General features: G+C 35.8%; 12 protein-coding genes and 1 other RNA gene. 10 read left to right on the top strand and 3 right to left on the bottom strand.

Annotation, left to right across the window (positions count from 1 at the left end; translation table 11 throughout):
- Both B5X51_RS14965 and B5X51_RS14960 read left to right on the top strand, forming a co-directional pair.
- A partial coding sequence (locus tag B5X51_RS14965; protein ID WP_176132771.1) for a transposase occupies window positions 1-143 on the top strand: 143 nt, incomplete at its 5' end.
- Window positions 144-304: 161 nt separating this feature from the next.
- The gene (locus tag B5X51_RS14960) at window positions 305-1,477 is read left to right on the top strand and encodes a GlmU family protein (protein WP_079722005.1); all 1,173 of its coding nucleotides are present in this window, start codon (window positions 305-307) and stop codon (window positions 1,475-1,477) included.
- Window positions 1,478-1,672: 195 nt separating this feature from the next.
- Here B5X51_RS14960 and B5X51_RS14955 read toward each other — a convergent pair whose 3' ends face one another.
- Window positions 1,673-3,367 carry a M23 family metallopeptidase gene (locus tag B5X51_RS14955; protein ID WP_079722004.1) on the bottom strand — a complete coding sequence of 565 codons (1,695 nt, stop codon included), beginning with the start codon at window positions 3,365-3,367 and terminating at the stop codon, window positions 1,673-1,675.
- Window positions 3,368-3,551: 184 nt separating this feature from the next.
- Between B5X51_RS14955 and B5X51_RS14950 the strand changes: the two genes are divergently transcribed.
- The 4 genes from B5X51_RS14950 (at window position 3,552) to rny (ending at window position 5,927) form a co-directional block, all read left to right on the top strand.
- Window positions 3,552-3,842 (top strand): DUF4164 family protein, encoded by a 291-nt coding sequence (locus B5X51_RS14950; protein ID WP_079722003.1) that lies wholly within the window; start codon window positions 3,552-3,554, stop codon window positions 3,840-3,842.
- A gap of 5 nt (window positions 3,843-3,847) precedes the next feature.
- The gene (locus B5X51_RS14945; protein WP_079722002.1) at window positions 3,848-4,141 is read left to right on the top strand and encodes a cell division protein ZapA; all 294 of its coding nucleotides are present in this window, start codon (window positions 3,848-3,850) and stop codon (window positions 4,139-4,141) included.
- A gap of 52 nt (window positions 4,142-4,193) precedes the next feature.
- A non-coding RNA gene (gene ssrS / locus B5X51_RS14940) (6S RNA) lies at window positions 4,194-4,314 on the top strand.
- A 50-nt stretch (window positions 4,315-4,364) separates the two neighbouring features.
- Window positions 4,365-5,927, top strand: coding sequence for a ribonuclease Y (gene rny, locus B5X51_RS14935; RefSeq protein WP_079722001.1), 1,563 nt, complete (start codon window positions 4,365-4,367; stop codon window positions 5,925-5,927).
- Window positions 5,928-6,081: 154 nt separating this feature from the next.
- On the opposite strand, the gene B5X51_RS14930 is transcribed toward rny, so the two are convergent.
- Together B5X51_RS14930 and xerD are read right to left on the bottom strand one after the other, a co-directional pair.
- The gene (locus B5X51_RS14930; RefSeq protein WP_079722000.1) at window positions 6,082-7,044 is read right to left on the bottom strand and encodes an aldo/keto reductase; all 963 of its coding nucleotides are present in this window, start codon (window positions 7,042-7,044) and stop codon (window positions 6,082-6,084) included.
- 122 nt (window positions 7,045-7,166) lie between these two features.
- A complete protein-coding gene (gene xerD, locus B5X51_RS14925) occupies window positions 7,167-8,063 on the bottom strand; it encodes a site-specific tyrosine recombinase XerD (RefSeq protein ID WP_079721999.1) in 897 nt (298 codons plus the stop codon).
- 116 nt (window positions 8,064-8,179) lie between these two features.
- Between xerD and B5X51_RS14920 the strand changes: the two genes are divergently transcribed.
- The 4 genes from B5X51_RS14920 to B5X51_RS14905 all read left to right on the top strand — a co-directional run bounded on the left by B5X51_RS14920 (window position 8,180) and on the right by B5X51_RS14905 (window position 10,713).
- Window positions 8,180-8,785 (top strand): porin family protein, encoded by a 606-nt coding sequence (locus B5X51_RS14920; RefSeq protein WP_079721998.1) that lies wholly within the window; start codon window positions 8,180-8,182, stop codon window positions 8,783-8,785.
- 147 nt (window positions 8,786-8,932) lie between these two features.
- Window positions 8,933-9,427, top strand: a complete 495-nt coding sequence (locus B5X51_RS14915) for a hypothetical protein (RefSeq protein WP_079721997.1) — start codon at window positions 8,933-8,935, stop codon at window positions 9,425-9,427.
- A 138-nt stretch (window positions 9,428-9,565) separates the two neighbouring features.
- Window positions 9,566-9,988: a type II 3-dehydroquinate dehydratase gene (gene aroQ / locus B5X51_RS14910; protein ID WP_079721996.1), complete on the top strand. Its 423-nt coding sequence runs from the start codon at window positions 9,566-9,568 to the stop codon at window positions 9,986-9,988.
- Window positions 9,988-10,713, top strand: a complete 726-nt coding sequence (locus B5X51_RS14905) for a Dph6-related ATP pyrophosphatase (protein ID WP_079721995.1) — start codon at window positions 9,988-9,990, stop codon at window positions 10,711-10,713. Before aroQ ends, B5X51_RS14905 begins: the two co-directional genes overlap by 1 nt.
- Window positions 10,714-10,888 lie beyond the last annotated feature (175 nt).

The raw sequence follows: 10,888 nt of genomic DNA, 5'->3' as shown, positions 1-10,888 counted from the left end.
AGGAGCGGTATTGGGGACAACATTTTTGGGCAAGTGGTTATGGAGTTTGGAGTACAGGAAATATCACTGATGGGATGGTTAATGAATATTTGGAACATCATCGTCGAGATACGAATGATAATTCCAATTTCATATTGGAATAGCTTGGGGACTTTCAGTCCCTAGTAAAAAAACCTCTGCACTTGGAGTGCAGAGTGGTTTAGTTTTCTTCAGATTATACTTTTTACAAATTTAACGGCATTTTAAAAAGTGAAACTTTTCAGTTTTAATTTTACTTGTAACTTTGAGCCCTAAATTTGTGCGGATGAATTATATATTATTTGACGGTTCTGCCAGGAACCGATTACTCCCTTTTACCTTTACGCGGCCTGTTGCCGATATTAGAGTAGGAATTCTTACTATTAGGGAAAAATGGGAATTGCTTTTAAAATCTACTACTTCTACAATTACCGAAGATTATTTAGCCGAAAAATGGCCGATGGTGGAATTGGAGGAAAATGTGATGATCAATGCTTCCTTTTTACCAAATGCTGAGTTTTTAAAGCAAATAAAAAATTTAAAACCTAATCAGGCTATCTTTCATCAAGAAGATATTGTTGCTTTTCACGCTTTTGAGGATCAGGAAGTTGATTTAGATGAATATGAGCAAATAGAATTGGCTGAAGGGGTGATTCAGATTAACAGTAAGTGGGATATTTTTTCAAAGAATGGAGAGGCAATAGAGATCGACTTTCAATTTTTAACAAAAGATAGAATTTCACAACCTATTCCGGAATCTAATTATGTAAAACATCCAGAGCGCATATTTCTGGAAGAAGGTGCTGAAGTAGAGAACTGTTCGCTTAACGCATCATCTGGGCCTATTTATATAGGTAAGAATGCAAAAATTCTTGAAGGTAGCCTTATTAAAGGGGCACTGGCAGTTTGCGAAGAAGCTTTGGTTAAAATGGGCGCTAAAATATATGGGCCTACAACCTTAGGGCCTGGATGCAGGGGTGGAGGTGAGATTAACAACGCTGTTTTCTTTGCCAACTCCAATAAAAGTCATGATGGTTATTTAGGGAATTCTGTTTTAGGGGAATGGTGTAATCTTGGAGCCGATACCAATAATTCTAATTTGAAAAATAATTATGCCGAAGTGCGTGTATGGGATTATGAAACAGAAGGTTTTGCTAAAACCGGATTACAGTTTTGCGGCTTGCTCATGGGAGACCATAGTAAATGCGGAATAAATACCATGTTTAATACAGGAACTGTGGTTGGTGTAAGTGCTAATCTTTTTGGAGCAGGATTTCCCAGGAATTTTGTGCCTAGTTTTAGTTGGGGAGGTAGTGCTGGAATGACTACCTACAAAACTCAAAAAGCTTTTGAAGTTGTCGAAATCGTTATGAATCGGCGAAACTTAGATTTTACAGCAGTCGATAAAAAGATTTTGGAACATGTTTTTGAAGAAACCAGTAAGTGGAGACGAGATTAGGTTAGTGCTTATGCTTTTTAAAACATTACTTTCCAAAAGATTGTTATAAATAAAAGACCATTTTGAAATATCTTTAATTCGTCATCCTGAATTTATTTCAGGATCTAAGTTGTTTTAATTTGCAAGATGTTAGAAGCTGAAACAAGTTCAGCTTGACGTAAATTAGATATTTCAAATGGTCTTTGTTTTTTTTCTTTAAGATTTCTTCCTAAAAAAAGTAGCTTCGTAAGTATTGCTATTTCCAACATTATCGGTTACAATAATTTTTAGCTGATTTTCTGTTTCATTCACTACGTCATCACTAAAATTATGAGTTAATGTATTGTTTTTATATTCATACTCCATCAATATAAATTTACCATTAACTGTAGCGCGATAACTTTTTATTCCAGACAAATCATCACTTATCTTTACTTGTAAAGTGTTGTTATTTGAAATCCACTGGCCATCGTTAAAATTTGTGGGCCATATTTTTGGCGGGGTAACGTCTGATGCCAGCGTATATTCTCCAAAAGTTCTTGTTCTGGTGGTAAACCGCTTAGGTTTCTTGTAAGTTGAGGAATAATTTGGCCGGTCTCCATAACCCAGTCTGGCAATAAATAGTTTTTCTTTTTCTTCGGCCGAATATGTACTTACATCAAATCCTATTGTTATGTTTTTATGAAGTGCAGTGTGGTCGTTATGAACTTTCACTTTGTCTTCTCCAAATTCGATATCCAGATAGGTGTCTTTATAGAGACTTCCTTTTGGAATATAGATATCCATTCCGTTTGCTTCAGCTGCAAATGGCTGATTTACCTGTGCGAAGTAGTCGGTTTTTTCTTCTTTTTTTGGAGGAATATCGCTGCGTTGCATTCCCTGGATAGGAACTCTTATTACACGCTCATTTCCGGAAAAGTCGCTCACCTTTATCGTGTAATTGTAATTAAGGCTATCCTGAATATGTAACTCTCCTTTATTTGTGACATCTTTATATAGGCTTAATGGATTTCCGTTTTCAACAAATAGCTTTTGAATGCGTTTTCTATTTTTACTGTAATATTCATAATCTATAAGTTGATTTAAATGTCGTGTTTCTGCAAAAGAAAAACGATTAAAGGGTAAGGTCAATAAACGGTCGCCATTTAGTTCAGCTTCAATTTGATAAACTCCGTTTCGGTTAGGTGCGCCATCTTGCTGATCTACCGAGGAAACTCCGAATCCAATATTTCCGCAGGCATCAATTTCAGAGGCAATATAACTACCATCTTCCAGCGGAATAAGGTTTATTTTTTGCCGTTCCCGGGAATTATTTACGTGAGCATCATCATCTAAAGGATAAGCATATAAACCATCTATTATCGGAGTACGATTATCATTAATTTTTATTCCAAAGAGTTTTGGGTTCATGGGGCGTTGGCTACCATCCCGAATTTCAAAATGCAGGTGAGGTCCACCGCTACCGCCGGTATTACCACTAAAAGCAATAAGCTCATCTGCCGCTACTGTTAGTTCGCCAGCCTCAGGGAAAAGTTCTATTTCATAAGTTTCGTTTGCATATTGGCGCTTTTTTACATAAGCTTCAATTGCAGGCGAGAATTTCTTTAAATGTGCATAAACGGTAGTGTAGCCGTTAGGATGTTGCACATAAAGTGCTTTTCCGTAGCCATAATGTTGAATATTAATTCGGCTAACATAGCCTTTTGCTGAAGCTACTACATCTAAACCCTGTCTTTGCTGGGTTTTAATATCCAGGCCGCTATGAAAATGATTGGACCGTAATTCTCCAAAAGTCCCGGATAGAACCAGAGGTACATCTAAGGGGTTATTAAAATAATCTTTTGGTACATTTGATTGCGCCAGTATTATAGTGCTAATAAAAGAGAGAAAAACAGCTAAAATAGATTTCATATAAAATTTTTATTTGGGGTCTAATGAAGCGGTAAAGTTAATTAAAGTTTAAGCAAAAATTAAAGCCTTAGTGCTTAGAAACTTAGCAAATGTCTTCCCTAATTTTAAAAATAGACCAAAAAACAATTGGCATATTAAAGCGCGAATGTTAACTTTGTGGGGATAAGCATTACATTTGGCTTTTATGAGTGAATTGACAGAAATCGTTGATAGCCTTGAAAATAGGATTAGTAGACTGCTTCATAAATATGAAAATTTAAAGCAGGTTCATAGTTCTTTAGAGACAGAAATGACTACTGTTAAAGAAGAAAATCAAAGATTGGCTCATAAACTGGAAGGTTCTAGTTTAGAAGTTCAAAACCTTAAAGCCGCCAATGCAATGCTGGGCAGTACCGAATTCAAAACAGAAACTAAGCTTAAATTAAACAGCTTAATAAGAGAAATTGATCAATGCATTGTTCAATTATCTGAATAATAAATATGGCCGATAAATTAAAAATAAAACTTTCTATCGCAGATCGTGTGTATCCTTTAACTATTAATCCTCAACAGGAAGAAGGTTTACGCAAGGCTGCTAAGAAAATTGAGGCCATGATAAAGCAATTTGAGCAAAGTTATGCCGTGAGGGATAAGCAGGATGTATTGGCAATGTGTGCCTTGCAATTTGCCGCCCAAACCGAGCAAAAAGATATAGATAGATCTACAGATACGCTTGAAGCAGAAGATAAACTAAAATCACTTAATGATTTGCTGCAAAAGCATTTAGTATCGTAAACGTTCTTTAAATAAATAAAGGTTACTGCCTGTATTAGTGATATTTTGATAAACTCAACAGAGATTCTTTAAAGAGGGTGAGTCTAAGTTGTAAAAGCGCGCCGCTCCCGATTATTCGGGATGAGCGGATTCTTGATCAGCTTGTTAGCCCTAAACTTGTTTTTATGGAGTTTTATACAAAAACCTATCTAATACAGGCTTTTTTTTTACTTAAATTTTAAATATGGAGATATTACTAAATATAGTTATTGGGTTAGTTGGTGTAGCAATAGGTTTTGCAATAGCCAAACAATTAGAGCGAAAGAGAGCTTCGCAAACAATTAAAAATGCCAAAAAGACGGCAGCTAACATTCTAAAAGAAGCAAAATCTGAAGGAGAAAGTATCAAGAAAGATAAAATTCTACAGGCTAAAGAGAAATTCATCGAATTAAAATCGGAACATGAAAAAGTTATTTTGTCCCGTGATAAAAAGATGAATGATGCTGAAAAACGCATCAGGGATAAAGAATCCCAGGTTTCTGGAGAGCTATCCAAAAACAAAAAAATCAATAAAGAGTTTGATGAGAAGCTGGCAGATTACAATCATCGTGTAGAATATCTTGAAAAGAAACAGGAGGAGATTGATAAACTCCACAATAGCCAGATCCAGCAGTTAGAAGTGATTTCAGGACTTTCAGCCGATGAGGCTAAAGCACAACTTTCTGAAGCTTTAAAAGACAGCGCTAGAACAGATGCTATGGCATTGATTCAGGATACTGTTGAAGAAGCTAAACTAACGGCACAGCAGGAAGCAAAGAAAATTATTATTACTACCATTCAACGAATAGGAACTGAAGAGGCTGTAGAAAATTGCGTTTCGGTATTTAATTTAGAAAGTGATGATGTAAAAGGTAGAATTATTGGCCGTGAAGGTAGAAATATAAGAGCCCTGGAAGCCGCTACCGGTGTTGAAATAATTGTAGATGATACTCCAGAAGCTATTATTCTTTCCTGCTTTGATTCGGTTAGAAGAGAAGTTGCACGTTTATCACTGCATAAACTGGTTACCGATGGTAGAATTCACCCGGCCAGAATTGAAGAAGTGGTTAAAAAGACACGAAAGCAGATTGATGAAGAAATAATAGATATTGGAAAACGTACAGTAATAGATCTTGGAATTCACGGATTAAACCCTGAATTGATCAAACTGGTTGGCCGAATGAAATATCGTTCTTCTTATGGTCAAAATTTACTGCAACACTCTAGGGAAGTTGCGAAACTTTGTGGTGTGATGGCCTCAGAGCTTGGAATTAATCCTAAACTTGCCAAACGTGCAGGATTACTACACGATATTGGTAAAGTGCCTGAGATGGAGACCGAAGTACCTCACGCTATCCTTGGAATGCAATGGGCAGAGAAACATGGTGAAAAACCAGAGGTTTGTAACGCAATTGGTGCTCACCACGACGAGATCGAAATGAACTCCCTATTGTCTCCTATTGTACAGGTTTGTGATGCGATTAGTGGAGCAAGACCAGGTGCTAGAAGACAAGTATTAGATTCTTATATTCAACGTTTAAAGGATCTAGAAGAGATAGCCTTTGGATTTGGAGGTGTCAAAAAGGCTTACGCCATCCAGGCAGGTCGTGAATTACGTGTAATTGTGGAAAGTGAAAAAGTGAGCGACGAAAAAGCCAATAACCTTTCTTTTGAGATTTCTCAAAAGATCCAAACAGATATGACGTATCCAGGACAGGTTAAAGTAACCGTAATTAGAGAAACTAGAGCAGTTAATATTGCGAAATAAATAACAGGTTATTTGTTTATTAAGTCTTAGGAGATAGTAACTAAACTAAAAATGCCTTAGAGGTTTTCCTCTAAGGCATTTTTAGTTATTGGGTTTGTATAAGTATGCTTAACCTAATTTTTCAAAAACTATGATCTAAAATCTTAAATTACTTTTAGGATTTATAATCGTCTTCATCATAGATGTTTTCATAGGAATTGCCCTTAGTAACAAAAAATTCTCCTGTTACATATCTAAAATGCTTATCTAAATCAGCTATCTCCTTGAGATCAGATTCGTCTAAATTTACCCCGGTACTTTGTATATTTTCTGCAATTCGACTTTCATTAGTAGATTTTGGGATCACTGCAGTGCCCCGCATTTCACTCCATTTTATTAAAATCTGTCCTGCACTGGCACCGTGTTTCTTAGCGATCTTTTTTATAACCGGGTTTTCTAGTAGTGAAGGCTCATCTTTAGCTTTCATTCCATCGGGTCTGTCACCGCTGCCTAGAGGAGAAAATGCAGTAACGTGAATTTTGTTCTTACTACAAAATTCTAATAATTCATTTTGCTGAAGATAAGGGTGAAGTTCTACCTGGTTCATTTCAGGATTTTCGGAGGCTTCTTCTATTAATTCTTCCAACTTCATCGTACTAAAATTAGAAACCCCAACGTGTTTTACCAGGCCTTGCTTTTTGGCTTCCAGCATCATATTCCAGGTTTCAATAAGTGGCGCTTCCTCTAAGGATAAGTAGTCTTCGTCATTTTCAGGAAAACTCACATCGGGTTTAAAAGCTACCGGCCAGTGAATAAGGTATAGGTCTAAATAATCTAACTGTAGATCTTTTAAAGTTTTTTTAAGCGCAGGGATTACATCTTCTTTTTTATGTGCATTGTTCCATAATTTTGAAGTGATCCAAACTTCCTCACGTTTAATTTTTCCTTCATTAAAAACTTCAGAAAAAGCTTCACCAATAGCATCTTCATTACCATAGGTTGCAGCACAATCTATATGCCTGTAACCATTGTTTAAAGCAATCTTCACAGCTTCTTTTACTTCTTCTTTTCCAGATTTCCAGGTTCCTAAACCTATGGCTGGCATTTCATCGCCATTTTTGAATTTTAGTATTTTCATTTTTTATGATTTTATAGGAAACAGTTTCCATAGTAATTTTTGAAAATGTTTTGCTTGAAATTACTAATAAATAAAGGTTATTTGAAGTTTTCAATAAGCTTTAACCCAACTTTAATAGCATTTTAGCGTCGCGGATGAAACTGTTCTACCACTTCCCGAAGATGTTTGCGATCTACATGCATATAGACCTCGGTAGTAGTAATGCTTTCATGACCCAGCATTTGTTGAATGGCTCTCAAATCGGCACCGTTTTCTAGTAGGTGAGTGGCAAAGGAATGTCGAAAAGTATGCGGACTTATCTTCTTCTGAATTCCGGCTTTTTTGGCTAACTGTTTTATTATGGTAAAAATCATTGCGCGGGTGAGTTTACCTCCTCGCCGGTTTAGAAACAAAATATCTGAATCATTTCTGTTTATTTTCTGGTGAATTCTAACTTCGTCTTTATAGATATTAATAAACTTTTTAGTGTAGTCTGAAGTTGGTACCAGGCGTTGTTTGTTGCCTTTTCCGGTAATTTTAATGAAGCCTTCTTCAAAATAGAGGTCAGAGATCTTTAAATCGGTTAATTCACTAACCCGCAAGCCGCAACCATACAAAGTTTCTAAAATAGCACGGTTTCGTTCCCCTTCAGCTTTGCTTAGATCTACATTTTCAATAAGTAGGTCTATTTCTTCAGTAGAAATGGTATCTGGGAGTTTTCGGCCTATTTTAGGAGATTCTATTAAATCCAGAGGATTGTCTTTTCGGTAATCTTCAAAGATCAGGTAATTAAAAAATCCGCGTAAGCCAGATATTATTCGGGATTGTGAACGTGCATTGACTTCTTTAGCGATCTCATAAATAAATTGCTGAACAATTTCTTCGGAAATTTGGGTAGGAGAAACCTTATGTTTTTTAACGTCTAAAAAGTTGATAAGTTTCACAACATCCAACCGGTAATTGGTAATTGAATTATCTGAAAGTCCGCGTTCTATACGTAAATAGTTACAATAATCCTGTAGTGCTGAAGCCCATTTCATACGTTAAAGATATAAACAATTAGCCTGAATCTTAGTAATACTTTAGGTTTGCGTAACATTTTTTTAAGAAGCCTGTTCCTACATTTGCCCCTGTAACACTAACAAAAATAAAAGTAATGAAAAAGTCGATTTTAATTGCAGTAATTGCCGTATTAGGTTTTACATCTGCAGCAAGTGCGCAAGAATTTGTTTATTTTGGAGCAAAAGGTGGTGTAAATTTCACTAATATGACTTCAGATGGATTTGAGGATGAAAAGAGTAGAACAGGATTTCACCTGGGTTTACTTTCTGAAATTCCTTTAAGCGAACGGTTTTCCGTTCAGCCCGAGGTGCTTTATGCTACGCAAGGACTTGAAGCCGATAGATCTTTTGCCGGTCAAACAATGAGCGGGGAATATCAATTAGATTACATTCAAGTACCTGTTTTGGCTAAAATCTATTTGATTGATGGACTATCTATTGAAGCAGGTCCTTCTTTTAATTTCCTAGTAGAGGAAGAATATGATTTTGATAGCAGTTTTGGTGATACTGAATTTGATACTGAAGCCGGAAGTACTTTTGAGTTTGGAGGTGCTATTGGTGCTTCATATAAATTTAATAATGGCTTTTTTGTCTCTGCAAGATATACACAAGGCTTTACCGATGTGTTTGATAGCGACAATTGGGATGATGATGCTATAAAGAATAATGGTATTCAAGCAGGGATTGGACTAATGTTCTAAATCTCTTAAAAGCACCTATAAAAATAGAAAGCGGAGGCCTTGGGCTCTCCGCTTTTTTTTGTACCTGAAATCCTGTAATTCTTTAATATAATGGGGCTTAATTGCTATTTGTGATATCTTTAGGTAAGTAACCAAAAATGTATAATTATGAAACGATTAGTACTTATTTTTTGTTTTACATTAATTGGAACCGCTGCTATGCAAGCTCAAAGTGGATTGCGAGTTGGCGCCAACATTGGTTTACCCGTGGGAGATATTGAGGAAGCTAGCAATTTCCAGATCGGTGCAGATTTAGCCTATATGGTGAGCGTTGCTGATATGCTCTATTTAGGTCCTAAAGTTGGCTATACCCGCTTTTTTATAGAAGATTTAGATACTGAGCTTGGTGATTTTGAGATTGACGATCCAGCATTTCTTCCTATAGCAGCTACCGGGCGGGTTTCCTTAGCAAGAGGTTTCTTCTTTGGTGCAGATCTTGGTTATGCTGTTGGCTTAAATGATGGGAATGACGGAGGTTTTTACTATAAACCCCAAATTGGCTATAATTTCGGTAAAATTGGTCTTATGGTTTCTTATACTGGAATTAGCGTAGATGGTGGTAGTTTTGATGCCATAAATTTGGGAGTTGAATTTGGATTATAAAAGCAATTAACCAACCAAAATAACCCTTCAGAGAATTTGAGCTTCCAAAAAGGAATGTTTCTTTTTCTGAAGGGTTTATTATGTTTTAACCCTATCTTATTTTTACCTTTACGAGTATAACCAGCTAATCGGCAAAAAATGAAGATAATGATTATCAACGGTCCTAATCTTAATTTATTAGGAACCCGTGAGCCCGATACCTACGGGAATAAAAGTTTTGAAGCTTATTTTTCTGAACTTCAGTTTAAATTTACAAATACAGAACTTTCTTATTTTCAAAGTAATATAGAAGGCGAACTCATTGATGAACTCCACAAAGCAGATAAAGATTTTGATGGGATTGTTTTAAACGCTGCAGCATATACACATACCTCAGTAGGTATTGCAGACGCGGTAAAGGGTATAAAAACACCGGTGGTAGAAGTACATATTTCCAATACCCATTCCCGGGAAGAGTTTAGGCATAAATCTTATATAGCACCTAATGCTAAAGGTGTAATTCTTGGTTTTGGACTGCTAGGCTATAATCTGGCAATTCAGAGTTTTTTAAACGAAAAATAATGAAGAAAGCTTACCTAAACTGGAGTAGTGGTAAGGATGCTGCTTTAGCATTATATAAACTACAACAGGAAAATGAGTTTTCGGTAGAAAAGTTGGTAACAACGGTAAATACTGATTTTAATCGAATTTCCATGCACGGAATTAGAGCCGATTTACTTACTAAGCAAGCTGAAAATATTGTTTTGCCCCTACATCAAATTAAATTAGACGGTGAAATTTCTATGGCACAGTACACCGAGGTGATGGAAATGGAAACTAATAAACTTTTAAAGGAAGGTTTTACCCATAGTGTTTTTGGAGATATTTTCCTGGAAGATTTGAAGCGTTACCGCGAAAAACACCTGGAAGAAATTGGCTTACAAGCAGTTTTTCCGCTTTGGAAGGAAAACACAAAAAATCTCTTAGAAGAATTTATAAATCTGGGATTTAAAGCGATTGTGGTTTGCGTAAATGCTAATAAACTTGATAGCTCCTTCTGTGGAAGAATACTAGATCAAAATTTTTTAAATGATTTACCGAAAGATGTAGATCCATGTGGTGAAAATGGAGAATTTCACACCTTCGTTTCTGATGGACCAATTTTTAAGGAGCCTATCAATTTTAAAATAGGGGAGATGGTAGAGAGGTCTTATAAACCTGCTAAAGAATCAGAAGACAATTGCTTTTCTGATGATCAAAAATCCTGGGATACCAATTTTGTGTATTGTGATTTGTTGTTGGAATAAATTTTATTTAGAAAGAAGATTATTACGAGAATAGAAGTTAGAGTAATAATTAGATTGCTATTTCTAGAAAAGACTCTATGTGTCATCCTGAATTTATTTCAGGATCTAATGTGTTGATATTTGTAGATGATAGAAGCTGAAACAAGTTCAGCTTGACGAAATAATAAATTTAACT

Origin of the sequence: Salegentibacter holothuriorum (assembly GCF_900168045.1) — a bacterium.
GTDB classification, from domain to species: domain Bacteria; phylum Bacteroidota; class Bacteroidia; order Flavobacteriales; family Flavobacteriaceae; genus Salegentibacter; species Salegentibacter holothuriorum.
The sequence above is the reverse complement of the archived record's forward strand: the minus strand, read 5'-3'. Positions and strand labels throughout refer to the sequence as shown.

Bases quoted from the DNA above. Each gene is read 5' to 3' on its own strand.
- B5X51_RS14960 (WP_079722005.1), top strand. From the start codon at position 305: ATGAATTATATATTATTTGACGGTTCTGCCAGGAACCGATTACTCCCT.
- B5X51_RS14945 (WP_079722002.1), top strand. From the start codon at position 3,848: ATGGCCGATAAATTAAAAATAAAACTTTCTATCGCAGATCGTGTGTAT.
- B5X51_RS14920 (WP_079721998.1), top strand. From the start codon at position 8,180: ATGAAAAAGTCGATTTTAATTGCAGTAATTGCCGTATTAGGTTTTACA.
- B5X51_RS14955 (WP_079722004.1), bottom strand. From the start codon at position 3,367: ATGAAATCTATTTTAGCTGTTTTTCTCTCTTTTATTAGCACTATAATA.
- B5X51_RS14930 (WP_079722000.1), bottom strand. From the start codon at position 7,044: ATGAAAATACTAAAATTCAAAAATGGCGATGAAATGCCAGCCATAGGT.
- aroQ (WP_079721996.1), top strand. From the start codon at position 9,566: ATGAAGATAATGATTATCAACGGTCCTAATCTTAATTTATTAGGAACC.
- xerD (WP_079721999.1), bottom strand. From the start codon at position 8,063: ATGAAATGGGCTTCAGCACTACAGGATTATTGTAACTATTTACGTATA.
- rny (WP_079722001.1), top strand. From the start codon at position 4,365: ATGGAGATATTACTAAATATAGTTATTGGGTTAGTTGGTGTAGCAATA.
- B5X51_RS14950 (WP_079722003.1), top strand. From the start codon at position 3,552: ATGAGTGAATTGACAGAAATCGTTGATAGCCTTGAAAATAGGATTAGT.
- B5X51_RS14905 (WP_079721995.1), top strand. From the start codon at position 9,988: ATGAAGAAAGCTTACCTAAACTGGAGTAGTGGTAAGGATGCTGCTTTA.
- B5X51_RS14915 (WP_079721997.1), top strand. From the start codon at position 8,933: ATGAAACGATTAGTACTTATTTTTTGTTTTACATTAATTGGAACCGCT.